The sequence below is a fragment of the Collimonas sp. OK412 genome, assembly GCF_900112135.1.
GTDB lineage: Bacteria > Pseudomonadota > Gammaproteobacteria > Burkholderiales > Burkholderiaceae_D > Collimonas > Collimonas rhizosphaerae.
Genome location: NZ_FOLC01000024.1, coordinates 27,735 through 52,035, shown reverse-complemented (window position 1 = coordinate 52,035; position 24,301 = coordinate 27,735). Strand labels below are relative to the sequence as shown.

General features: G+C 59.2%; 20 protein-coding genes. 13 read left to right on the top strand and 7 right to left on the bottom strand.

Features of this window, described 5'->3' with window-relative positions:
- The first annotated feature begins 5 nt into the window (after positions 1-5).
- The 6 genes from BM062_RS20265 (at position 6) to BM062_RS20240 (ending at position 6,541) form a co-directional block, all read left to right on the top strand.
- On the top strand, positions 6-2,423 hold the full coding sequence (locus tag BM062_RS20265; RefSeq protein ID WP_092400189.1) for an efflux RND transporter permease subunit: 2,418 nt from the start codon (positions 6-8) through the stop codon (positions 2,421-2,423).
- Between the two features lie 8 nt (positions 2,424-2,431).
- The gene (locus BM062_RS20260; protein ID WP_092400187.1) at positions 2,432-3,427 is read left to right on the top strand and encodes a WD40/YVTN/BNR-like repeat-containing protein; all 996 of its coding nucleotides are present in this window, start codon (positions 2,432-2,434) and stop codon (positions 3,425-3,427) included.
- A gap of 115 nt (positions 3,428-3,542) precedes the next feature.
- A complete protein-coding gene (locus BM062_RS20255) occupies positions 3,543-3,941 on the top strand; it encodes a nuclear transport factor 2 family protein (protein WP_092400185.1) in 399 nt (132 codons plus the stop codon).
- Between the two features lie 50 nt (positions 3,942-3,991).
- The gene (locus tag BM062_RS20250) at positions 3,992-4,849 is read left to right on the top strand and encodes a helix-turn-helix domain-containing protein (RefSeq protein WP_217647627.1); all 858 of its coding nucleotides are present in this window, start codon (positions 3,992-3,994) and stop codon (positions 4,847-4,849) included.
- Between the two features lie 69 nt (positions 4,850-4,918).
- A complete protein-coding gene (locus BM062_RS20245) occupies positions 4,919-5,464 on the top strand; it encodes a DUF3455 domain-containing protein (protein ID WP_092400183.1) in 546 nt (181 codons plus the stop codon).
- Between the two features lie 192 nt (positions 5,465-5,656).
- The gene (locus BM062_RS20240; protein ID WP_254785183.1) at positions 5,657-6,541 is read left to right on the top strand and encodes an amino acid ABC transporter substrate-binding protein; all 885 of its coding nucleotides are present in this window, start codon (positions 5,657-5,659) and stop codon (positions 6,539-6,541) included.
- Between the two features lie 9 nt (positions 6,542-6,550).
- Here the strand turns inward: BM062_RS20240 and BM062_RS20235 are convergent, their stop codons facing one another.
- The 5 genes from BM062_RS20235 to BM062_RS20215 all read right to left on the bottom strand — a co-directional run bounded on the left by BM062_RS20235 (position 6,551) and on the right by BM062_RS20215 (position 13,254).
- Positions 6,551-7,537 carry a nucleoside hydrolase gene (locus BM062_RS20235; RefSeq protein ID WP_254785182.1) on the bottom strand — a complete coding sequence of 329 codons (987 nt, stop codon included), beginning with the start codon at positions 7,535-7,537 and terminating at the stop codon, positions 6,551-6,553.
- A 15-nt stretch (positions 7,538-7,552) separates the two neighbouring features.
- Positions 7,553-8,698: a nucleoside hydrolase gene (locus BM062_RS20230; protein WP_092400181.1), complete on the bottom strand. Its 1,146-nt coding sequence runs from the start codon at positions 8,696-8,698 to the stop codon at positions 7,553-7,555.
- A gap of 57 nt (positions 8,699-8,755) precedes the next feature.
- Positions 8,756-9,703 carry an alpha/beta fold hydrolase gene (locus BM062_RS20225; RefSeq protein ID WP_092400179.1) on the bottom strand — a complete coding sequence of 316 codons (948 nt, stop codon included), beginning with the start codon at positions 9,701-9,703 and terminating at the stop codon, positions 8,756-8,758.
- A 93-nt stretch (positions 9,704-9,796) separates the two neighbouring features.
- Entirely contained in the window at positions 9,797-12,049 is a 2,253-nt protein-coding gene (locus BM062_RS20220; protein ID WP_175501102.1) for a TonB-dependent receptor, read from the bottom strand.
- A gap of 476 nt (positions 12,050-12,525) precedes the next feature.
- Positions 12,526-13,254, bottom strand: coding sequence for a GntR family transcriptional regulator (locus BM062_RS20215; protein ID WP_254785181.1), 729 nt, complete (start codon positions 13,252-13,254; stop codon positions 12,526-12,528).
- A 304-nt stretch (positions 13,255-13,558) separates the two neighbouring features.
- Between BM062_RS20215 and BM062_RS20210 the strand changes: the two genes are divergently transcribed.
- The 5 genes from BM062_RS20210 (at position 13,559) to BM062_RS20190 (ending at position 18,499) form a co-directional block, all read left to right on the top strand.
- Positions 13,559-15,097 (top strand): ABC transporter ATP-binding protein, encoded by a 1,539-nt coding sequence (locus tag BM062_RS20210; RefSeq protein ID WP_092400173.1) that lies wholly within the window; start codon positions 13,559-13,561, stop codon positions 15,095-15,097.
- Positions 15,090-16,178 carry an ABC transporter permease gene (locus BM062_RS20205; RefSeq protein WP_254785180.1) on the top strand — a complete coding sequence of 363 codons (1,089 nt, stop codon included), beginning with the start codon at positions 15,090-15,092 and terminating at the stop codon, positions 16,176-16,178. Before BM062_RS20210 ends, BM062_RS20205 begins: the two co-directional genes overlap by 8 nt.
- 5 nt (positions 16,179-16,183) lie before the next feature.
- The gene (locus tag BM062_RS20200; protein WP_092400169.1) at positions 16,184-17,104 is read left to right on the top strand and encodes an ABC transporter permease; all 921 of its coding nucleotides are present in this window, start codon (positions 16,184-16,186) and stop codon (positions 17,102-17,104) included.
- A gap of 22 nt (positions 17,105-17,126) precedes the next feature.
- On the top strand, positions 17,127-18,269 hold the full coding sequence (locus BM062_RS20195) for a BMP family ABC transporter substrate-binding protein (RefSeq protein WP_092400167.1): 1,143 nt from the start codon (positions 17,127-17,129) through the stop codon (positions 18,267-18,269).
- 89 nt (positions 18,270-18,358) lie between these two features.
- Positions 18,359-18,499 carry a hypothetical protein gene (locus BM062_RS20190; protein ID WP_175501101.1) on the top strand — a complete coding sequence of 47 codons (141 nt, stop codon included), beginning with the start codon at positions 18,359-18,361 and terminating at the stop codon, positions 18,497-18,499.
- On the opposite strand, the gene BM062_RS20185 is transcribed toward BM062_RS20190, so the two are convergent.
- Both BM062_RS20185 and prs read right to left on the bottom strand, forming a co-directional pair.
- A complete protein-coding gene (locus BM062_RS20185) occupies positions 18,471-19,940 on the bottom strand; it encodes a nicotinate phosphoribosyltransferase (RefSeq protein ID WP_092400165.1) in 1,470 nt (489 codons plus the stop codon). The genes BM062_RS20190 and BM062_RS20185 overlap by 29 nt on opposite strands.
- Positions 19,940-20,803, bottom strand: coding sequence for a ribose-phosphate diphosphokinase (prs, locus tag BM062_RS20180; protein ID WP_092400164.1), 864 nt, complete (start codon positions 20,801-20,803; stop codon positions 19,940-19,942). The genes BM062_RS20185 and prs overlap by 1 nt, the downstream gene beginning before the upstream one ends.
- A 207-nt stretch (positions 20,804-21,010) precedes the next feature.
- Here prs and BM062_RS20175 point away from each other — a divergent pair, with 207 nt between their 5' ends.
- The gene (locus BM062_RS20175; protein WP_217647626.1) at positions 21,011-21,700 is read left to right on the top strand and encodes an NUDIX hydrolase; all 690 of its coding nucleotides are present in this window, start codon (positions 21,011-21,013) and stop codon (positions 21,698-21,700) included.
- A 25-nt stretch (positions 21,701-21,725) separates the two neighbouring features.
- The gene (locus tag BM062_RS20170) at positions 21,726-23,822 is read left to right on the top strand and encodes a hypothetical protein (RefSeq protein ID WP_139220141.1); all 2,097 of its coding nucleotides are present in this window, start codon (positions 21,726-21,728) and stop codon (positions 23,820-23,822) included.
- The last annotated feature ends 479 nt before the right edge of the window (positions 23,823-24,301 follow it).

Genomic DNA, 24,301 nt, shown 5'->3' with positions numbered 1-24,301 from the left:
CAGGCATGAGTAGTTCAACCCAGGGTCTTGGCAAGGATGGCCGGCTGCAGCGGCTGGTGGCAGGGCTGGAATCGGTCCTGTTCCGGCGGCGCTTTGCGGTGCTGCTGGCGTTCGCTGCATTTACGCTGTGCATGGCGGTGCTGGCGCTGGGGTTGCGCATGTCGGCCGGATTTGAAAAAACCTTGCCACAGCAGCACGCCTACATCAAGACCTTCAACCAGTACCGGGAAGCGCTGTTCGGCGCCAACCGCCTGATCGTGGTGGTGCACGCGCGCCACGGCACGATCTGGAATCCGCCGGTGCTGCGCCAGCTGCTGGGCGTGACGGACGCGGTCAATTACCTGCAGGGAGTAGACCGCAGCAGCGTCATGTCGCTGTGGACGCCCAATGTGTTTTTTACCGAAATCACGGAGGAGGGTTTCAAGGCCCTGCCGATCACCGGCGGCGACATCATTCCTGACAAGCTCAACCCACAGGTGATCGCCGACATCCGCGGCCGGGTCGCCGCCGGCGGCTATCTCGGCAACCTGGTGTCGCGCGACCAGACCAGCGCCATGGTGCTGGCCGAACTGCAGGACAGCGATCCGCAGACCGGCCAGCCGCTCGATTACCGCGCCTTCAACCAGCTGCTGGAAGACAAGGTGCGCAAGCATTTCGAGAACGCCGACGTCGAGATCCAGATCATCGGCTTCGCCAAGGCGATCGGCGATATCGGCGAAGAAGCCAGCCGCGTCATGGAATTCTTCGGCATTGCCTTGCTGCTGACCGCGCTTGCAGTTTACTGGTATTGCCGCTCGCTGCGCCTGACCATGCTGCCGCTGGCCTGTTCGCTCAGTTCGCTGGTGTGGCAGTTCGGCACTTTGCGGCTGCTCGGTTTCGGCCTCGATCCGCTGGCCATCCTGGTGCCGTTCCTGGTGTTCGCCATCGGCGTTTCGCATGGCGTGCAGCAGATCAATTTCATCGTGCGCGAAATCGCCGCCGGCAACAATACCGAACAGGCGGCGCGCCACAGCTTTACCGGTTTGCTGATACCGGGCACGCTGGCGCTGGTGACGGCTTTCATCAGTTTCATCACGCTGACCCTGATCCCGATTCCGATGATCCGCGAACTGGCGATTGCCGCGTCGATAGGGGTCGGCTACAAGATCGTCACCAACCTGGTGATGCTGCCGCTGGCTGCTTCGTATTTCAGCTTTTCGCAGGAATATGCGCAGCGCGCCATCGGCCGCCGCGAACAGCACAGCCGTTGGCTGGGCGGCCTGGCGCTGGTGGCGCGGCCGCGCAATGCGTGGATCGTGGTGGCGCTGGGCGCCGCCTTGTTCGCCGTGGCGGTATGGCAAAGCCAGGGACGCCATGTCGGCAGCCTGCAGGCCGGCGCCGCCGAGCTGCGGCCGGAAGCGCGCTTCAATCGCGACGCCGCCGATATCACGGCGCGTTTCGATGTCGGCCTGGACTGGCTGACGGTGGTGTTCGAGGTGGCGCCGGCCGGCAAGCTGGATGCCTGTTCGCGTCCCGACGCGCAGCTGTTCATGGACGATTTTGCGCAGCAGATGAGCGGCGTGCCGGGCGTGCTGTCGACCCGTTCGGTCGCCGATGTGCTCAAGGGCGTGAATGCCGGCCTCAATGAAGGCAACCCGAAGATGGCAACCATCACGCGCGATGCGCGCGGGCTGGGTTCGCAGTTCGGCAGCGCCAACAACCAGCTGCACGGTTTTTCTTCTTCGGATTGCCGCGCCCAGGGCGTCAACCTGTACCTGAGCGACCATAAGGCGACCACCATCAAGGGCGTGGTCGCGGCGGTCGATCAGTTTCGCCTGGCGAACCGGCTGGACGGGGTCAATATCCGGCTGGCCAGCGGCAACGCCGGCGTCCAGGCTGCCACCAATGAAGTGCTGGAGCACAGCGAATTGCCGATGATGCTGTATGTGTACGCCGCCATCCTGCTGCTGGTGCTGCTGGCGTACCGCGACTGGCGCGCGATGCTGGCTTGCTGCCTGCCGCTGACGGTGGCGACCTGGCTCGGCTACTGGTTCATGAAGGACTTGAATATCGGCCTCACCGTGGCGACCTTGCCGGTGATGGTGCTGGCTACCGGCATCGGCGTCGACTACGCTTTCTATATCTATAACCGCCTGCAGCTGCACCTTGGGGCGGGCATGGCGATCAGCGACGCCGTCGAGCGCACTTTGCACGAGACCGGCGTGGCGACCGTGTTTACTGCGTTGACCCTGTCGATAGGCGTCGCCACCTGGTCGTTTTCGCCGCTGCAGTTCCAGGCAGACATGGGCAAGCTGCTGACCTTCATGTTCCTGGTCAACATGGTCATGGCGGTGACTTTGCTGCCGGCTTTCGCGGTGGTGCTGGAGACCATCTTCCCGCGCCGCGCCGGCGTACCGCGCATGTCGTCGTCCATTGCACATTGAGGAAACCCATGCCTTCAACATTCAATAATCTGCGTGTGCTTCCTGCCGCCCTGTGCCTCTTGCTGGCGAGCGCCAGCCCTTTCGCAACTGAAGCGGCTAATTCCGGCTGGCCCACCAGCCGGCCGGCCCAGCTGCGCCAGCAAGCCGCGGCCACTGCCATGCTGGCGGCGGCCAGCACCGCAGGCGGCAGGATCGTTGCCGTCGGCGACCATGGCGTCATCCTGCTGTCCGACGACGGCAAGCAGTTTCGCCAGGCGCGCAGCGTGCCGACCCGCGCCATGCTGACCAGCGTGACTTTCATCGACCGCAGCACCGGCTGGGCCGCCGGCCATGACGGCGTGGTGCTGAAAACCGCCGACGGCGGCGAGCACTGGAAGCTGTTGCGCCAGCAGTACGGCCAGGAACAGCCGATATTGTCGATCTGGTTCGCCGATGCCGACAGGGGCCTGGCAGTCGGCCTGTTCGGCATGGCCCTCAGCACCGCCGATGGCGGCGCGACCTGGAGTGAAGTCAAGCTGAGCAACGGCGACGCCGCCGACCGCCACCTGTACCGGATTGTCGCAACCGCCGGCGGCACACTGCTGATCATGGCCGAAGCCGGCACCGTGTTCCGCTCGGAAGACGGCGGCAAACGCTGGGATGTGATCGACAGCGGTGAAAAAGGATCGCTCTGGAGCGCCACCGCGCTTACCGACAACGGCGCCAGCACCGTGGTCGCGGTCGGCATGCGCGGCCATGTCATACGCAGCGCCGACGACGGCAAGAGTTGGCAAGCGGTGGCTTCCGGCACGACCCAGTCGCTGACCGATATCACGCAGCTGTCCGGCCGCGAGCTGGCGGCCGGCGGCATGGGCGGCACGGTGTTGCGCAGCAATGACGGCGGCCGCCATTTCACGCTGGAACATAGCGCCGGCGACGAGCCGATCACGGCGCTGCTCAAGGCGCCGGATGGTCAGGGCGTGCTACTGTTTTCCATGGCGGGCGTAGTGGCGCCGGGACCCTAGTTTCATCCATTTGATTACCTGGGACGTAATCGACCGTGCCCGATGCTGGGCGGAGAATGCGTTTGTCGTCAACGACAAAGCAATTCTCCCAACCCATCCTTGAAGGAGCACGACCATGACCAGCACCGTCAGCGCCACGAATATCGCCAATGAAGCCGCGTCCATCGCCAGCCGCTACATCGCAGCCTGGAACGAACCCGACGCCGCGCGCCGCCGCGCACTGATAACCACCGCGTTTACCCCTGAAGCAAGCTACGTCGATCCGATGATGAGCAACGCCGGCCATGACGGGCTGGATGCCATGATAGGCGCGGTACAGCAGCAGTTTGCCGGCTTGCGTTTCAAGTTGCACGGCAAGCAGGACGGCCATAACGATGTCGTGCGCTTTTCCTGGGCCCTGGCCGCCGACGGCGCCGAGCCGGTCGCCATCGGCACCGACATCGCGGTGGTGGCGGCGGACGGACGGATCAGCAGCGTCACCGGTTTCCTGGATGCGATGAACCTGCCGGTTTGAAATCCCTGGCTGCCGGGCTACACTGCCCGGTAAATCTTTGGAGACAATTCATGGGCGCATCGCAAGCCGCAGAAAAAACAGGCATGGAGCAGGCCGCACACAACCGCTACTTCAACGATTTCGCCACGGCCTTGCGCTACTGGCGCGACAAGCGCGGCTACAGCCAGCTGCGCCTGTCGGCCGAAAGCCATATCTCGCAGCGCCACATCAGTTTCCTGGAAAGCGGGCGCTCGCAGCCGAGCCGGGAACTGATCCTGAAACTCGGCACGGCGCTCGACATCCCGCTGCGCCAGCGCAACGTGATGCTGCTGGCGGCGGGTTTCGCGCCGGCCTACCACGAGCGCAAATTGTCCGATCCCGAACTGGCCTCGGTCAAGCAGGCGCTGGATTTCATGCTGGCCCAGCAGGCGCCGTATCCGGCGCTGGTGGTGGACCGCCTGTGGAACCTGGTGATGAGCAACGGCCCGGCGGCGATGATGATGCGCTGGCTGCTGGACATGCCGGACAGCCAGCCGATTCCGCGCGAAGGCGTCAATATCCTGCAGCTGATGCTGGATCCGCTAGCCGTCAGGAAGCACCTGGTCAACTGGCAGGACGTCTGCGCCGACCTGCTGCACTGGATCCAGCGCGAGGCCATGAGCGACGGTCCCGGCAGCGAAGCCACCAGGCTGCTGGAACAGCTGGTGGCGCTGCCCGGCATCAAGGCCGCCAGCCAGACGCCGAACCTGGACACGCGCGTCTTGCCGTTCCTGGCGATGACCATCAGGAAGGACGGCGTCGAGCTCAACCTGTTCACCTCGATCACCACCATGGGCACGCCGCACGACGTCACCGTGCATGAGCTGCGGATCGAATCTTTCTTTCCGGCCGACGCCGCCACCGCAGCCTGGTTCAAAAGCAAGAGCTAGTGCAGCGCTTTACAATAGGCACGCTGGAAACAGGCAGGTCCTATCGATCCACACAATGGAGAAAGCAAAATGACAAGAAAAATGCTGGTCACGGCAGCAACGGCCTGGAGCGCGCTGCTGCTCGCAGGCTGCGCCAGTCCACCGGCCACGACAGCGATCGTGGTTCCCGACAGCCTGAAGGTCGCGGATACGCAGGCCTTGTCGCTCGAGGCCAAGGCGACCGGCGTGCAAATTTACCAATGCGCTGTCGCCAAAGCCGACGCCACCCAATTCGAGTGGCGCTTCGTGGCGCCGGAAGCTGATCTGTTCGACAACGATGGCCAGAAGATAGGCAAGCACTACGCCGGCCCGACCTGGGAGTCGACTGACGGCAGCAAGGTGGTCGGCGTACTCCAGGCGCACAGCGATGCGCCAGTGGCCGGCGCCATCCCGTGGTTGCTGCTCACTGCAAAATCGACGGACGGCATAGGCGTGTTTGGCTTGACGAAAAGCATCCAGCGCCTGCAGACCGCTGGCGGCAATGCGCCGGCCGATGGCTGCGACCAGGCCCAGCTGGGGAAAGAAGCGCGCGTGCCTTATACGGCGATATATCGTTTTTACTCCGCCAAATCGTAAACTCCCGGCGGCGCTCCGCCTGGATTCCCTGGCAGGAGCGCCGCCCTGGGCTGACGCAATCAATTTGCGCAACAAGCACCGCAAGCGCCAAAACTACTGATATATTTGTCGCGGGGAAATCTGCTCCTTAAACTATTTGTCGGCGGCCTGGTTTTTGCCGGGCCGGCGGCGCGACTCATTGGAGCTTACGATATGCATGGTGCCATCAAGCACGGCCTTACCCTGTTTCTTATCCTGGCGCCGCTCGCCGCCACGGCCGGCGATACGCTCGGCAAGATCCGCGACAGCCAGAGCATCACCTTCGCCTACCGCCAGACCGCGCCCTTCTCGTACACCAATGACAACAAGCAGATCGTCGGTTATTCAATCGACCTCTGCCAGAAAATCGCCGACGCCGTCAAACGCGAGCTGAAGCTGCCGAACCTGAAAGTGCAGTACCTGCCGGTCGATTCCGCGACCCGCTTCTCCAGCATCATCGACGGCAAGGCCGACATCGAATGCGGGTCGACCACCAACAACGCCGAGCGCCGCACCCGCGTCGGCTTCACCGTGCCGCATTTCTTTTCCAGCGTGCGGATGGTGGTGAAAAACGGCAGCGGCATAAAAAACTGGTCGGACCTGCGCAACAAGACCATGGTGATCACCAAGAGCACCACCACGATCGACCTGGTGAACGACCGCAGCAACGTCCGTTCGCTCAACATCAAGGTGCTGGAAGCGCAGGACGATACCGAATCGTTCGCTTTCGTCGAACAGGGCAAGGCCGATGCCTATGCGATGGACGACGTGCTGTTATACAGCCTGCGCTCGACGGCAAAAAATCCCGCCGACTATACGATCCTTGGCGATCCGCTGTCGATCGAACCGTATTCGCTGATGTTCCGCAAGGATGACCCGGCCTTCAAGAAACTGGTGGACCAGGAAATGGTGCGGCTGATCAATGAAGGCGAACTGAAAAAAATCTACAGCTACTGGTTCACCCAGCCGAACGGCCCGAAAGGCACCAACATGAACATGCCGATGGGTTACCTGCTGCGCGACTCGCTGCAATACCCGTCGGACAAGACGGCCCAGTGAGCGCTGCGACTATTGCAGCAGGCGCCGCATGAACAGCTCCATGAACAGCGGCTTGTCGAGCGCCAGGCAGACCTCGGCGTTTGGCGCGCCGGGCTGTTCCCTGGTGTAGCCGTCCTGGTCCACCACGATATGCAGCGGCGTGGCAGGGCAGGTGCGGCGGTCGGCGAGATAGGCAACCGGCACCGCGTCGAACAGCGTCGGCGTATTGCTGGACCATGGCTGGTAGCTGTCGGCCCACTGGTGGTACAGCAGCGCCAGCGCGTCAGTCAGCGGCGAACCATGTCCAAACAGGGCGCTGCGCTCCACTTCATCCAGCCTGACCTGGGTAGAGTCGAGCGGCATCATCACGATAGGCACGCCTGAGGTAAACAATTTTTGCGCGGCCGGGATATCGGCCGCGATGTTGTATTCCTTGTCCGCCGGACGCGCCGCCGCGTACTCCGACTTCCGGTAGCCGGCCCGGACCGATCCGCCCATCAATACCACCTGCTTGAGCTTGCCGAACGTGGCGGGATCGCGGGTTATCGCGGCGCCGATATTGGTCAGCGGCCCCAAGGCGATCAGGGTGACCTGGCCCGGATGCCGGCGGATCTGCTGCAGCAGGAAATCCACCGCAGGCGGCGCGGCTGGCGGCAGGCTGCCGCGCTGGGCCCAGCGGGCCTGGGTGAACGGCGTCTGGCTGGTGGTGGCGATGCCGCGTGCGATCGGAATCGCGCCATGGCCGGTTTCGCGCAGCAGGCGCTCCAGCAGCTGCATGCGCAGTCCGGTATCGCCCCAGGCGGTGGTGAAACCCAGGATCTCGAAACCGGGGCTGTTCAGCAGCAAGCCCAGGGCGAACGCATCGTCGATATCGTCGCCGATGTCGGTATCGACGATCACCTGTTCGGCCGGCGCCGCATGCGCCGGCTGCGGCGCAGATAGCAGGTACAGCGATGGCGCCAGCAACAAGGCCGGCAGCGCGCTGTGCAATTTTTTCCTGGCCCAGGCAAGCATCATCGCGATCCCTTGCCGTTATCTGGCTGCCGGCGTCGGCAGGTTCATCAGCTTGATCATCAGCTTTTCAAAAGCCGGCACGTTGACTTCGCGCACCACCGTGGTCGGGCTGGCGATCAGGCCCGCCGGCGCGTAGGCGGCAGGCCAGGACAGGGTGTTGCCGTAGCCGGCGCCGAAGTCGGTGTCTATGCTGACGAACAGCTGGTCGGATTTGCTGATCAGCGCGGGATCCAGCCAGACCGCCGTGGCCAGTTCATCCCACAGGGGAAAGCCGGTTTCGGTGACCTTCTTCACCATCTGCGCCAGCGGCGTGCCGGACCTGGTCATGTCGTTCAGCAGGCGGGCGCTGAGTTCGGTCGCGGTGGATGGATCGGCCGGCACCATGACGATCCGTTTCCACGGCGCGCGCAGGACGATCTTCGCGGCTTCAGGGTCCCAGCGGAAATTGAATTCCAGGCGCGGCGTATTGATATATTCGCGCGCAAACTGTTCCGCCGACTTGGACGGCAGCACCTGGTGCGGATTCAGGCTGCCGCCCATGTAGACGATTTCTTTCGCGGCCTCTGCAAAACTCGGATCGAGGCTGATCGCCAGCGCCACGTTGGTCATCGGGCCGGTGGCCAGGATGGTGACCTGGCCCGGGAATTCGTGCACCTTGCGGATCATGAAATTGGCGGCGATTTCGTTGGAAGCCTTGGTATGCGGCATGCCTTCCGGCAGCTGCGGCACCACGTCGTGGGCATGGTAGTTTGGCTGGCTCTGGATGGTGCCGTCCGGCCATTTCTCATCCATCCAGGCGCCTTTGTAGACCAGCTTGCCGTACAGCGCTTCCCAGCGCCGCGTTGCTTCCTGCGTATTCAGCAAGGGAAACGTCGAGCCGGGCACGACTGGGATATCGCTGCGGCCGATGACTTCCAGCGTGCGCAGGGCGTGGGCGATATTTTCGTCGCGCCAGGTCGAACCGCTGACGATCGTGATGCCGAGCACTTCCACGTCGGGTGACTGGATCGCCATCAGCTGCGCCGCGCGCGGGCCGCCGATATCGTCGTCGATGATGACCTTGCGCTTGCCGGCGGCCTGCGCGTGCGATGGCAAGGCGGCAACCGCCAGTCCCAGCATGAATACCGTCGATAACAGGCGGCGACGCATTGAATTCGATTTCATCGATTAGCTACTTTCAAATGGAAAATATAAAAACATGTTCGGCGCTGCCGCCGCAGGTTATCGCAAAAACGGCTGCAGCGCCGCCAGGAAGGCATCCGGCGTTTCAATCATCGGCGCATGGCCGCTGCCGGGGATGATCTTCAGTTCGGCGCCGCCGATTTTCGAGGCGAAATAGCGGCCGTCTTGCAGCGGCAGCAGCTTGTCGTGTTCGCCCCAGATCACCAGGGTCGGAATCTTGATCGCGCCTAGCTGGCGGTCCACGGTTTCATCGAGCAAGGCTGGATTGCGCACTGCGCGGATGGCCCAGGCGTCGCCTTTGGCCAGGCTCCAGGCCAGGCCGTCGCGCAATGCCTGGTCGGTCTGGTAGGAGGGCGAATGAAACACGCTCGCCAGCAGCTGTTTCTCGCCAGCCAGCGAGGCGCCGACAATTGCCGGCTTGCCGGGCGGAGGAGGCGCGGACAGGCGCTTCATGGTCGCGTGCAGGCCGGCCGAATCGGACAGCACCAGCCGCGCCGGCTTGGGCAAGCCCAGGCTCGGACCGGCGGCGACGCCGCGCAACGCTTGTATCGTATATTGCGCCGAGATCCATCCACCCAATGATTCGCCTACCAGCGTGAAATCGGCTACCTGGTTCTGGCGCAGGAATTCGCCGAGGAAATCGACCCAGGTCTGGATCCCGTAATCGATTTGCGGCTTGTCGGAATTGCCGAACCCCAGCTGGTCCAGCGCCAGCACCCTGTGGTTTTGCGCCAGCGGCAGCATGACCTGGCCCCAGTCGCCCTTGGCGCTGCTGCCCAGGCCGTGCACCAGCACCAGCACCGGACCGCTGCCGATATCGTAATAGCGGATGTTGGCGCCAAACAGGACCGCGGTTTTCTGCTCCGGCAAAGCGGCTTGCCCTGCGGCGCCGGCCGGCGCCAGCAAGGCGATGCCGATCGCCAGCACGGAGCATGCGGCGGCCGCCATCCGCCGCCAGGGTTTGCCGCAGCCGTCAGCGTCATGCATGTGTCTCTCCCGATGGAATCTTGCGCGATGATCCAGGCGCGGCAGTTGCGCCGCCCCTGGATGATCGCTGCGATTGCACTGCCAGGCAGCAGCTTAGAAGTTCGACCGGAACTGCACGCCGAACATGCGCGGATCGTTGATGAACGCCGTCCGGTTGTCGAAGTCGATGCCGCCGACCGCCACGATCTTGTTGGTGATGTTGCGGGCGAAGGCAGCGACTTCATACTTGTCGCCATCCCACTTGTAGCCTACGCGCAAGCCGCCTTCCAGCAACGGTTTGCCGGTGAACTCGGTCGAGTTGTACAGGAAGAAGTTGATCTTGCTGCGATAAGCCCAGTCGGTATAGAAGAACAGCTCGTCGTTGTTGCCCATCGGGATGCCGTAGCGCGCCGTGACGTTGGCAATCCACTTCGGCGCTTGCGGTAGGGAATTGCCGTTGATCGAATACAGCCCCGGCCGTACCTGGGTATTGAGCACGGTGCAGGACGCGCAGCCGGCCACCAGCAGGTTCGGATCGCGGATCTGGGTGTAGTTGTAGCTGCCGCCTAACGTCATGCGCAAGCGTTCGGTCACGTTCGCTTCCAGGTCCAGTTCGGCGCCGCGCCCTACGGTCTTGGCCGCATTCACCAGCATGATCGAGTTGGAGTTGCCGCCCACCGCCGTCAGCTGCTGGTTCTTGACGTCGAAACTGTAGACGCTGAAGTTGGCGCGGGCGCGGCGGTTGAACAGGTCGGCCTTGATCCCCGCTTCATAGGAAGTGATGGTTTCCGCGTTGGCCACGGTGATCGGCACCGAGGACGACGGCGCCGCGATACTCGGTGCGCGGAAGCCGGTGGCTACCCGTGCATACGTATTGATGTCCTTGGTCAAGGCATAGTTGGCGCTGAGGTCCCAGCTGACGTTCGATTTGCTTTCGCTGATCGAGCCGGGGCCGGTGAACGTCACGTTGTTGGCGACTTCGTTGGAGAAATCCTTTTTGTCCTGGGTGTAACGCAGGCCGCCGCGCAATTTGAGCCTGTCGTTGACGTCATAAGTCAGCGAGCCGAATGCCGCGTAGGCGGTGTTTTTCTGGCGGTTCTGCAGGTAGCTGGTCTGCAGCTGGGTGGTGCTGTCGAAGTTGGAGCTGTTGCCCGCTACGTCTTCATAGAAGTAGTAGAGGCCGGTCTGCCAGTTGAGCGGTCCTTCGTTCTTCGATTCGACCCGGAACTCTTGCGAGAACTGCTTGTGGTCGGCGACGCCGCCGCCGGTCTGCACCTGGAACGGAATGAAGCCGGGGCCGGTCGGCGTGCCGCCGTCGATGTCGCCGCGGCTGAAATAGCTGGAAATGGTTTCATAGCCGGTGATCGAGTACAGCTTGACCTGGTCCAGGTTCCAGCTCAGCCGGGCGCTGCCGCCGGCGGTATGCAGAGCCTGCGTGTTCAAGCCGTTGAAGGTGACCTGGGAAGGACTGAAGCCGGCGACGAAGCCGTCGCTGCCTTTTTCCAGGATATTGGCGCGGAACAAACGCGCGCTGCCCTCGGTCGCACGCGAGTGGATATTGAACAGGGCGTTGAACGTGCCGTCCGGTTTGTACAGGAATTGCAGGCGTCCGGCGCGTTCGTTGTAGCCCTCCAGAAAAGGCGTGCCGCCGCCGTTGTTGCTGACCCAGTCGTCGCGGTGCTGCACCAGGGTCGAGAAGCGCATCGCCCATTGGTCGCTCAGCGGCACGTTGACCGCTGCTTCGGCATTGGCGGTATTGTGGGTGCCGTCGGAGATGCTGTAATAACCGGAGACCTTGTCCAGGCTCGGCTTGGCCGAATCGAACTTGACCACGCCGGCCGGCGTATTGCGGCCGAACAGCGTGCCTTGCGGGCCGCGCAGCACTTCGACGCCGGCCAGGTCGAACATCGGGAAGCCTTTGAGGGCGGCGTTTTCCTGGACCACGTCGTCGAATATCAGGGATACCGGCTGCGAGGCGAAGGTGGAAAAATCGGTATTGCCGTAACCGCGGATATAGAAGCGCGGGAAGGTGCGGCCGTTCGACGATTCGATGTTCAGGCTTGGCACCTTGGCGGCCAGCACGCGGATATCCTGGCCGCCGGAATTGAGCACATCCAGGGTTTCGCCCTTGATCAGGGTCACCGAAATCGGCACGTCCTTGATTTTTTCGACGCGCCGCTGCGCTGTCACCGTCATGGTTTCCAGCTGCAGCGAAGAGCCGGCTTGCGGCGCTTCGGCGGTTGCCGCGGGCGCCGTGCTGCCTGCCGTCTGCGCCAGCGCTGCGCTGAACGGCAGTGCGGCTCCCAATGTCAGCACCATCTTTTGCGCGCAATAAATGCGGGCGCGTGCCCTCGCTCTTTTTCCCATTTTTCCCATCCCTCTGTTATCGACATTGATAAACCGGACTTGCTTGAATTCTTGTTTTGCCTTCGTCGCGCAAGGATCGGGCCATTGGCAGGCAATCCCCGCGATCGGCCCGGAACGGATTCATGTAACGCAAAGACCGTGCCAGAATTTTTTCGGGCAGGAAGAAAGGAAAAAACGGTATTACGGTTTATGTGGAAAACAGATTGTATACATATGAAAAACGGTTTCTGATGGCGAGCCGCGCCGTTTTGATGGGAAATTGCGAAGACGCCGGAAAGCTGGATTTTGGTGAGCCGCCACGCTATTTATTGGTGAGGCCCGCGCCAAATTAGGGATGGCCGCCGCCGGCGGGAACCGGTTTAGTGCGCATCCCTGTCTCGGATTAGCGACATTTTTTAATAATTTGTATACACTTTAAACCGCTTGGGGCAATGTCCGCCAAGAGAGGAAACGGGGCAACAGGCAAGCTGGTCCGGTTACGCGATATCGAGGATTTCGGCCAGGTCCACTTCGTGCTGGTCGTCGCTCAGGCGCAGGGCGCGTTCGATGTCCAGCAGGTGCTGGTCCATCATCCTGACCGCCAGCGCGGCGTCGCCGGCGGCGATGGCGTCGATCAGCTGTTCGTGTTCGTCGTTCGGGCAGGCGGTCTTGCCCGGCGCCTGGTACAGCGCGATGATCAATGAGCAACGCGACACCAGTTCGCGCAGGAAGCGGGTCAGCACCGGGTTGCCGGCGCTGTCGGACAGCAGGATATGGAACTCGCCGCCCAGGCGTATCCATTTGGCGTGGTCGCCGGAGTGGAAGGATGCGTGTTCTTCCCGCACGATCTGGCGCAGGCGGGTGATCTGGGCGCGGGTGGCGTTGGCGGCCGCCAGCGGCACGATCGCCGCTTCGATGGCGCGCCGGGCGGCAAAGATTTCGCGGGTTTCCTGCGGCGTCGGCTGGGCGATGATGGCGCCGCGGTTGGGGCGCAATTCGAGGATGTGGTCGTGTGCCAGGCGCTGGATCGCCTTGCGCACGATAGTGCGGCTGACGGCGAACAGTTCGCACAGGCTGGCTTCGGTCAGCTTGGTGCCGGGCGGCAGGCGCTGGCTCATCACCGCCTTCAGCACGGAGTCGTAGATCTTTTGGTCGACAATGCCGCTGCCCCGTTTGGCGGCGGGCTTGGCCGGCGAAGAAACCGTGTCACCAGACTTTTTTCTCATGGGTCCCATTTCTGTTTCGGATAACAAGCCTGTGGCCATGCTACCGCAAATCCTGCTGCCGATCACACGCTAGCCGGTAGCACGAATCACGCCAGATGCGGTGGGCCGCGCGTATCCGTGTCTGGCATGCAGTTTGCTTTTGTAAGGGCTTTATGCCGACAAGACATTGTGGTCCAAGTCGGCGATTGGCACAGGAATTGATGTAGCATGTTGCTTGCTTTGGCGCGCTCAATGGCGCGGCTGGCAGGGCGGCGACGCTGGAATCATTTTGCAACAGTCTTTTTATCGGTACAGGCAAAAGAAAATGACTTCAACCATACCGCGTCTGGAAATCGCCCATATCCGCAAAGCCTATCCGGGCGTGCTGGCGAATGACGATATCAACCTGCGCGTCGCGCCCGGCGAAATCCATGCCGTCCTCGGCGAAAACGGCGCCGGCAAGTCGACCCTGATGAAAATCATTTTCGGCACCGTGAAACCGGACGCCGGCGAGATTTTCTGGAACGGCGAGCAGGTCCACATCGCCAACCCGCATATCGCGCGCAAGCTCGGCATCGCCATGGTGTTCCAGCATTTCTCCCTGTTCGATACGCTGACTGTCGCTGAAAACATCGCCCTCGGCCTGGCCTCGGACGTCAGCATGCCGGAACTGGTGGCGCAAATCCGCCAGACCGGAGAAAAGTACGGGCTGGAGCTGGAGCCGCATCGTCATGTGCATACGCTGTCGGTGGGCGAACGCCAGCGCGTCGAGATCGTGCGCGCCTTGCTGACCAGCCCGCAGCTGCTGATCCTGGACGAACCGACTTCGGTGCTGACGCCGCAAGCGGTAGACAAGCTGTTCGTCACCCTGCGCAAGCTGGCCGCGGAAGGTTGCAGCATCCTGTACATCAGCCACAAGCTGGATGAAATCCGCGCGCTCTGCCACAGCGCCACGGTGATGCGCAACGGCAAAGTCAGCGGCAACTGCGATCCGCGCAACGAAACCAGCGCCGGCCTGTCGCGCCTGATGATCGGCGATGAATTGGTGCGTCTGCAGCGTGAGCGCAATCCAGATTCACAGCGCAGCGAACGCAAGCTGCATCTGAATCGCCTGAGCTTGCCGAAGGCGCATCTGTTCGCCACCGAACTGCACGATATCGAATGCGAAGTACGTGCCGGCGAGATTGTCGGCATCGCCGGTGTTTCCGGCAACGGCCAGCAGGAGCTGCTGGCGGCGCTGTCGGGCGAAGACCAGCGCGGCGCGCCCAACATGGTGATGCTGGCCGGCCGCGCCGCCGGGCAGCTGGCGCCCAATCCGCGCCGCGCGCTCGGCCTTGGGCTGGTGCCGGAAGAGCGGCTGGGGCGCGGCGCTGTGCCGGGCATGACGCTGGCCGCCAACATGCTGCTGTCGCACCAGAAACCGCCTTACGTCAAGCGCGGCATGATCGATTTCGACTACACGCGCAAGATCGCCGCCCATATCATCGACCGTTTCAAGGTCAAGGCCGGCGGCCCCGATGCGCTGGCGAAGAGCCTGTCCGGCGGCAACCTGCAGAAATTTATCGTCGGCCGCGAGCTGGAGCGCAAGCCTGCCGTGTTTATCGTGGCGCAGCCGACCTGGGGCGTCGATGTCGGCGCCGCCGCGCAGATCCACGCCGAAATCCTGGCATTGAAAAAAGAAGGCTGTGCAGTGCTGATCATTTCCGAAGAACTCGATGAACTGTTCGCCTTGTGCGACCGCTTGCATGTCATCGCCAAGGGCAGGCTGTCGCCTTCGGTCCCGATCGAACAGGCTACGCGCGAGCAGGTCGGCTTGTGGATGAGCGGCCTGTGGCAAGATGCGCCGGAGGCTGCGCATGCGTAATTTCTGGCCGTGGAAACTGGAATTGCGCGGCACGCCGTCGCGCGCCATGACCTACCTGTCGCCGGTGCTGGCGGTGGTAATGACGATGCTGCTCGGCGCCTTGCTGTTCATCGCGCTGGGCAAGGATCCGCTGGCCGGCCTCAAGGTGTTCCTGATCGATCCGTTCAACGGCAAGCGCGCCATCAGCGAACTGCTGCTGAAATCGGTGCCCTTGATCTTGTGCGCGCTGGGCCTGGCGGTATGCTTCCGCGCCAATGTCTGGAATATCGGCGCCGAAGGCCAGTTCACCGTCGGCGCCCTGTTTGCCGGCGCCACGCTGGTGCTGGTCGATGTGCCCGGCCATGCGATTCCCGGCGGCCTCGGCCTGTTCCTGATGATCGTCGCCGGCATCCTCGGCGGCGCCTTCTGGGCCAGCATCACGGCGCTGCTGCGCGACCGCTTCAACGCCAATGAAATCCTGGTGTCGCTGATGCTGACCTATGTCGCGCAACTGCTGCTGATGTATGCGGTCAACGGGCCGCTGAAAGACCCGAACGGCATGAATTTCCCGCAGTCGAAAGTGTTCTCCAGCGAATTCATGCTGCCGGCGCTGCTGGGCGGAACGCGCCTGCATATCGGTTTTGCCGTGACGCTGGTGCTGGCGGCGGTGATGACGGTGTTCGTGGCGCGCAGCTTGCGCGGCTTTTCGCTGTTCGTCGGCGGCACGGCGCCGCATGCGGCGCGTTATGCCGGCTTTTCCAGCCGCAGCGCTCTGTGGACCTCGCTGCTGATTTCCGGCAGCTTCGCCGGCCTGGCGGGCGCCTTCGAGATCGCCGGACCGATCGGCCAGCTGCTGCCGTCGGTATCGCCCGGCTACGGTTTTGCCGCCATCATCGTTGCGTTCATCGGCCGCCTGCATCCGGTCGGCGCGGTGCTGGGCGGGCTGGTGATGTCGCTGCTGTACCTGGGCGGCGAGCTGGCGCAATCGCGGCTCGGCTTGCCGTCGGCAATTACCGGCGTGTTCCAGGGCATGCTGCTGTTTTTACTGTTGGCCAGCGATACCCTGATTGATTATCGCCTGCGCCGCAAAGCCAAGGTCTGACGGATATGGAACAATTCGCTTCTCTCATCGCCGCCTCGATCAACGCCGGAACGCCGCTGCTGCTGGCGGCGCTCGGCCTGCTGATCAACGAGCGCGCCGGCGTCCTCAACCTTGGCGCGGAAGGCATGATGCTGGTAGCCGCGATCGCCGGTTTTGCGGTCGGCTACACCACCCATAGCCCGCTGCTCGGTTTCCTGGCGGGCGCGCTCAGCGGAGTGCTGATGGCGGCGCTGTTTTCCTGGCTGGCGCTGGTGCTGGCGACCAACCAGGTGGCCACCGGGCTGGCCTTGTCGATTTTCGGCGCAGGGCTGTCGGCCTTCATCGGCCAGCGTTTTGTCGGCCTGGCCTTGCCTTCGCAAACGCTGGCGATTCCGCTGCTGAAGGATATTCCCTTTATCGGCCAGGCCCTGTTCCAGCAGCATTGGATGAGTTACCTGGCTCTGCTGCTGTGCGCCGCCATCGGCTGGTTCATTTACCGCACGCGCGCCGGCCTGGTGCTGCGCGCCGTCGGCGAATCGCCGGAATCGGCCCATGCGCTTGGTTACCCGGTGCGCTGGATACGCTTCGCCGCGCTGCTGTTCGGCGGCGCCTGCTGCGGCCTGGCCGGCGCGTACCTGTCGCTGGTGTACACGCCGATGTGGGTGGAAGGGCTGGTCTCCGGGCGCGGCTGGATCGCGCTGGCGCTGACCGCGTTCGCCACCTGGCGGCCGGCGCGCGTGCTGCTGGGCGCGCTGCTGTTCGGCGGCGTCACCATCCTGCAGTTCTACCTGCAGGGCATAGGCGTGACGCTGCCGTCGCAAATCCTGTCGATGCTGCCGTATGTCGCCACCATCGTGGTGCTGGCGCTGATTTCGCGCAACCCGGACTGGATCCGCCTGAACATGCCGGCATCGCTGGGCAAACCTTTTAAACCTGATGCAAGCTGACCAACCACCAAGGGAGATACACATGAAGATTTCACGCAGGGCATCACTCGCAATGCTCACAGCGCTGGCTGCCGCCACGCTGATCGGCTGCGGCAAGAAAGACGAAACGCCGGCGCCGGCTGCCAGCGCCCCAGCAGCGGCAGCCGCGCCGGCCAAGGCCGAACCGCTGAAAGTGGCTTTTGTCTACATCGGGCCGGTGGGCGACGCCGGCTGGACCTTCGCCCACGACAAGGGACGCAAGGCGGTCGAGGAAAAATACGGCGACAAGGTGAAAACCACGTTCGTCGAGAACGTGCCTGAATCGGCCGCCGACGCCGAGCGCGTGATCCGCCAGCTGGCGGTCGACGGCAACAAGCTGATCTTCGGCACTACCTTCGGTTACATGGAAGCGATGCTGAAGGTGGCCAAGGAATTCCCGGACGTCAAATTCGAGCATGCGACCGGCTTCAAGACTGCCGACAACCTGGCCCAGTACGACGTCCGTACTTATGAAGGCGCCTACCTGGCCGGCGTGGTGGCAGGCAAGATGAGCAAGTCGGGCAAGCTCGGCGTGGTCGCTTCGGTGCCGATTCCTGAAGTGATCCGCAACATCGATTCCTTCACCCTGGGCGCGCGTTCGGTCAATCCGAAAGCCACCACGCGCGTGGTGTGGGTCAACAAGTGGTTCGATCCGGGTAAGGAACGCGAAGCTGCGACCACGTTGATCGGCCAGGGCGTCGATGTGCTGATGCAAAACACCGACTCCGCCGCCGTGGTGCAGACCGCCCAGGAAAAGGGTGTATACGCCTTCGGCTGGGATAGCGACATGACCAGCTTCGGCCCGAAAGCCCACCAGGCGGCATCGATGATCAACTGGAGCGTGTACTACAACAAGCGCGTCGGCGAAGTGCTGGACAGCACCTGGAAAACCGGCAGCAGCTGGCTCGGCCTGAAAGAAGACGGCATCGACCTCGGCGCCTTCAATCCTGACCTGCCGGCCGACGTCAAGACCCTGGTCGCCGAGCGCAAGAAAGCCATCATCGACGGCAGCGCGCCGATCTGGAAAGGCCCTGTGGTCGACAACACCGGCAAGGAAGTAGTGGCCAAGGACGCCGTGGCGGACGATGCTTTCCTGCATGGCATCAAGTTCTACGTGCAAGGCGTGGAAGGCAAAGTGCCGGGCTGATCGCTGATCTCGCTGGTTCCGGATCGACTTCATCGTTACGCCGGTCCGGATGCATGGCCCTTACACTTCCGGCTCAAGAGGAGGGCAAGATGAAAACAGCCGTCAAGCCGGATTTCCCGGTGTGGGAAATCCGCCGTCACCTGGAACCCGGCCCCATCCTGCTGGTGACGTCGAAATGGCGCAGGCAGGTCAACATCATGATTAAACCATGGCGGCCAAACGCTCCCTAATCTCTGTAAGAGTCACCTCGTTGAGTAATTTTCCATTTTCAAACACGGGAACAAATTCGCAGTTGTTGACTTCATTCCAGCTTACTTGATCCTTCAGATAAAACTCACCTTGATCATTTTTGTAGACTGCTACCAGGCCTTTGGCTGAATTCTTGGTTCCATCTCCCGTTTTGGGTGCCTTGAAAATTTCGCGATTTTCACCGGAAATTTTGGCGAAAGTCGCTTTAACGGCAAAACCGTCGGTATCGCGAGTTACGTATTGATAGGTGTAACTGCCAATTCCAAAAACCACATTGGTTGAAGAAAATCCTTTGGCTTTGAGTCCTGCGCAAATTGCCGTGGCGCGCTCAATAGTGATGGAGTCGCCATAAATCAATCCGACATGGGGATCCAGAATTTTGTAGCCTTGCTTAGTTTCGCTGCCGCCAAATACTTCCCACAAGCATTCAACCGCGCCTTTGTATTCTGGCGAGCCGATTTCGGCATCAGCATCGCCGCAGATCATTTTGACTGGGCACCCGGTGTCAGGGCGAAACACAACTTTTCCATCTCGCGCCAAAATCTGTTCTTTAAGTTTGACGGTAAAGTCAGTCATCACTTGCCAGAAATCCCAGGAATCCGACACGATACTAACGATCCCAGCCGGATAGATGTCTTGAATCAAACGCCGGAAGGTTTCGAGTTCATTGTCCATGCCGCCGGCGCACATGACTGAATGCTCAGTTGCTGCAACACTGCCGCCAACCAGTTCCAAATCGCTATCGGCGCCGTAAAAGTCTTCCAGAAAATCGATGGCAGGAATGGTGTCTGTGCCTGTAAAGCTCAGTAAGTGCGCGGCGCCGCTCATTGTGGCGGCTTCAGCGCCATACATGCCGCGAAAGCTAAAGTCGTGCCCTTGCCAATTCACGAACTCGGTGCTGCCATCGGTTTCTAGCGCGTAAGCTGTCAGTATTTTTTTGTATTGGTGCGCTGTAGTTGCACTGGTGCACATGCCCCATACATTGGTCGAGAGGATGGTTTCCAAATAATTGGTAAGCCAGAAAAACCGCTCGTCTGTATTGAAGATCACAAGACATGGCACTCTTAAGGAGTAGACCGAACCCTCGGGCAACGCCATGATTTTTATAGGCAGATAGCCCAGGTCGTGCAAATCCGCAATGTGCTGGGTGCCGACATTATTAGGGCCAAGATAGTTATTTATGCGACGAGAAAAGCGACGGATGACTTCGTCTTTTGGCTGTTTAAAAAAATCTTCTTCCCAGTTTTTGATTAAAAAGCTTTTTATAAAATACTGCAATCCAAAAAAAACCAGATGATCGGTGTATTCGCGGCGAGTTGTCCTGGCAGTCAAATTGCTGAATACAACTTCAGTATTGTCGGGGTATTGACGACGATGATCGACCTTGTAGCCATCGATTGCAGTGACTGGATTCAAGTTCATTATTTTTCTCCTTGTACTGGCATAAAGTGCCAAATATTTTTCACATTTAAAAATTCGGTTGCGGCCGAGTCATGCAGACTGTTGGTGGTGTATATCGCATCAATGCCGCTTTCCATTAATTTTTTCTCATCGGCGGTGCCTTCGTAGTGAGACACAGCCAAGATAATTTTTCTGCAGTTTTTGGCCTTCAGTTTTTTCGCCAGTTCGATAAACGTCCTGCCGCCAGCGCAAATATCGTCGACAATCACTGCCGTCTGCCCACTTAAATCGTCGCAGTAAATCTCTGTGCCGATAATTGCCCCGTTCCGTACGTCACGAACCTTGTCTGCGCGGATCACCGGCAAGCCACCCAGTTGACAAGATAATTCAAAGATTTTTTTATTCGATCCGGCATCTGGCGACACCAAAATAAAATCTGATCGAATGTCGCTCACGACGTCTCGGATAAATTGATGGTTTTTGACGACATGGACGTTATTCAAAAGGGCAACAACCACATCACTGTGGGGATCAAAAACACAAACCTTTTGATAGTGCTGTTGATTGATCAAATCAGCGTAGACCTTCACCGACAGTGGTTCGCCTGAGTTGCAAACGCGATCCTGCCTCGCACCTGGAAAATAGGGAATGCATAAATCGATCACATTTGCGCCCTGGCGGCGAAGCGCATCGGTCAACAGCAAGAGCTGAATCAGCGATTGATCTCCGCTGTAACGAAACATGATTTCGACATGGGAACTGCTGGGCGCCAAAATTTGGAGGTGATTTTCACCGCTCCTAAACTGAAAATGCTTAAACGAATCTTCAGCTTGTTGAGGATTGGGTAAAAAATAACGATTGTTGCTTGTAACATGGCTGCCCATTTTGCTAACCCTGTTTTGAAGTAATCAGAGCGCAGTCAATTCTTGTTCGTTTGACTATGCTTTCCTTGGTTTTATCAAAGGATGAATAAAACATGATTAGATATTAATGTCTGTGGGACACAAAGTAAAGTGGAATTTCGAAACTTTTATCAAGCTGCCACTTATGCTATAAAGAAAGTGTCTCAAAGACATAAAAAGATGAGAAAAATGAATGCCATATTGCAAATAGAAAAACCTTTGTTTACCGTGGACAGCGTACTTTTCACTGTTCACGATGGCGTTTTGAAAGTGCTCATGGCCAAACGCGCTGAATCGCCGTTTGCGGGTTATTGGGGGCTGCCCGGTGGATTTATTGATATCAGTCTGGATGAAAACACTGATATGACTGCACGCCGAAAGTTGTTGGACAAAACGGGGCTGGTACCGAGCTATTTAGAACAACTGCAGGTGATCTCTGGACCTAAGCGTGACCCGCGTGGATATAGCGTTACGCTTGCTTATTATGCGTTGGTGGCACATCAAAATGTTGAGCCTAAAATCGCGTCCGTGGAGAGTACCTGCTGGTTGAATGTGAGCGAATTGCCCAAGCTATTGATTGCTTTCGACCATCGACACATCATTGAGATGGCGCAGCAGCGACTACAACAAAAAACGCTGTACTCAATGATTCCAGTATTTTGCCTGCCCGAGAAATTTAGCATCGGCCAATTGATCAAGGTGATTGAAGCAATCATCGAAAGGCCAATTCAAAGAAAAAGTTTAATGCGACGAATTGAAGCATCCGAAATGTTTGAAATTTCCAATGAAAAAATATCTTCAGGAGGACGATTGGCGCAGCTCTATGCACTGAAGCCGGGCGCAGACATTGTTAATTTTGAACGCAATTTAAGTGTTTAACATAAGAGAAACCGTTAAGGAAAACATGATGGCATTTAACGCGCCCGCGCCTGTCCTCGGATTATCAGACACCAGTGAATTCCCAGAAGTTAGCGAAGACCTTTCATCTTTACTCTCAAGCGCGCAATCCGATACCGCCGCGGGCAACGTTTTGGAAATACTCGATAAATACGCGATAGCTCTCGATACGCAAAGTGATCCAGCGAACCTCTATGCCGCGTCACTTTTATACATGGTTTATTGGTTCCATCGCCTGCGTGACCCGATCCGCAAGAATGGTATCGAAAATTGCATCGGTAAATATCTCAATGTTGATCATCAATCCCCAGTAGTGAACGCGTTGTTGTCCGATCAGAACCTCAAAATTCAGGCAAAGCAGCGAATTGAACAGGGAGTCATGGTGCGTAAGACTGTCGACGTACTTGTGATGCGAGACGGAGAGCAAGGGCGGGAATTCCTGACCTTGGACCGGACTTTCTTTCCTGAGGGCATGTCGCTGCCTGGCGGCTTGCTTCGCGACGAAGATGAACAAAACGAGATGGGAATCCCAGGCAACATTTTTGCCGCACTAAGGGTGACGGGCGGCAAAGTGTTCGAATCAGTGACGCCAGAGTATGGAATTGCGGAATTAGACGGGCGTAAATACTATTTCGTCCGTAACGAAGCAGGAAAAGAAGCGCGGATCTATATGGATAGAACCATTTCCCACGGATATCGCGATCACCTCAAAGACATCGCTCTCCCGTCAGATCCGCGTCATATCGTTGACACAGTTGGATTCCTCGTCGAAATTCCCGAAATGGAAGGAGTTGAGGGCAGGTGGCTCCCGGAGAGCGTGATTACTACGCCGAACGCGAAAGAGGGCTCCTTTGCCTTCGGTCACCACAAACAGATTGCCGCTGCGCTCATTGCGAAAAACTTTACCAAAACGCGGGGAGCTTCTCATCATGAATGGATACGCGAAACAGTAAGCAGCCCATTGGATGCGTACCTTGGATTGCGGGCGCGGTTTAAGGCGAATGACGATAACTTGGATACACCAGTTCTGGAGTTGCTGCCAGTGATTGAGTACGTTCGCAGCCAGATGATGTTATCTGCGATAGAAGAGAAGTGCCGCGACAATCTTGCATTTGCGTCGATGCGCGACCAGCTGCTGCATAAACTTCACCACGTGACGATCCAGAACGGCCCGATGTGTCCCTATGCTCCGACGCTACGTATCTTGTTTGAAGCAGTGGGCTTCTTTGATGTGGCTTGCCGTATCGAGAAAGATTTGAGCACCCATTTTCAAAAGAAGTACTGGTACCGGTACGAGGAGCTGATGCGTCGACTTCCTGAAGTGATCATCATTCCGACTTTTGATAACATTTCCGCCACCGATCTCATGAAAATCCGAGGTACTCCAATATATTTTGTAGGGGTATCAACGGAGCCTGTGTATGTTGATGAATTCTGGCAGTCTCCACTCGAATTCCTGATCCACGATCTTAACCATGCCTGGAAGATGATGGACATGGACGACAGGTTTTTGCAAATACAGCCAAAGTTGAGCAGGGATGAGCTCATGAATGAATCCAATAAATTCATTCGCGAGTACTTTCCGCGTATCGCCATCAGAAAAACAGATACGGAACAACAGAAAGAAATGAAGAAGCTCAAGAAAATTCTTTTGTTTGAAGTCGGTCACGAAGACGCGAGGCCTCTGTTGCCGAATATCGTCACTGAGGCACTTCTGGAAGATGAGGGATACGAGTTTCCGGACCATGTCGTCCGTTATGATGAAGGCGCGAACCAGGCTTATTTGGAAAAGCGCACCATTCCTGGTATCACCGCGCTTTCATATGTCAGACACAAATTGCAGCATGGTTTCTTTGACCAGACTGACTCGCAGAATATTCAGATAGTTTCTCCAAAATATCGCACAGTAGAATGGATTGTAAGAGCAACGATAGAATTGCTAACGGAAATGCATGCGGCAATTCCTCCTGCAGTTCAAACGGAAGGATTGACGGAGTACCTGACGCGGCAGGCCTGCTCCCGCGGCCCCACGATTCTTCATTCGCCAGAAAATTTAGACCCCGTTGTGGGAGAGTATGGGGATGGAACGATTATTCAGGCGTAGTTATGTGGATGCAATGACGAGCCTAATGCATGCAGTTGCCCGGTGAAATAATGCCACGGCCGTAAATCGATGAATGGGGTAACTTCGAGGCCGAACATCCTGGAAAAAAATTTAGGTGGACGTGAGTTTCGTCTGTCCGAACTCACCGAAGATTTATGGCAAACGATACTCACAGAAGGCATCGACTGCCTCAACAAAGATCGGAGCTATCGTGGCCGAGGTCGCCAAGCTGTGACCGTGGTGAGAATGACTGGGCCCGATGCGAATACGACGGATATGCCGGTTTCGCCTCACCTCACTATATGGACTCCAATTGATCCGTCGCGCGACTCGATCGAAGATTTATCATCTGCAATCGAGCACTTAAAGCCCGTTCATGAATGGGCTTCGAAGGTGAGCGGCGAGTAGGGTTTTGCATTTGAAGGGAATCGACTGTGAACGTCTGCTGCTCAACTTGCCGACAGTCTCCTTCGGGTCGA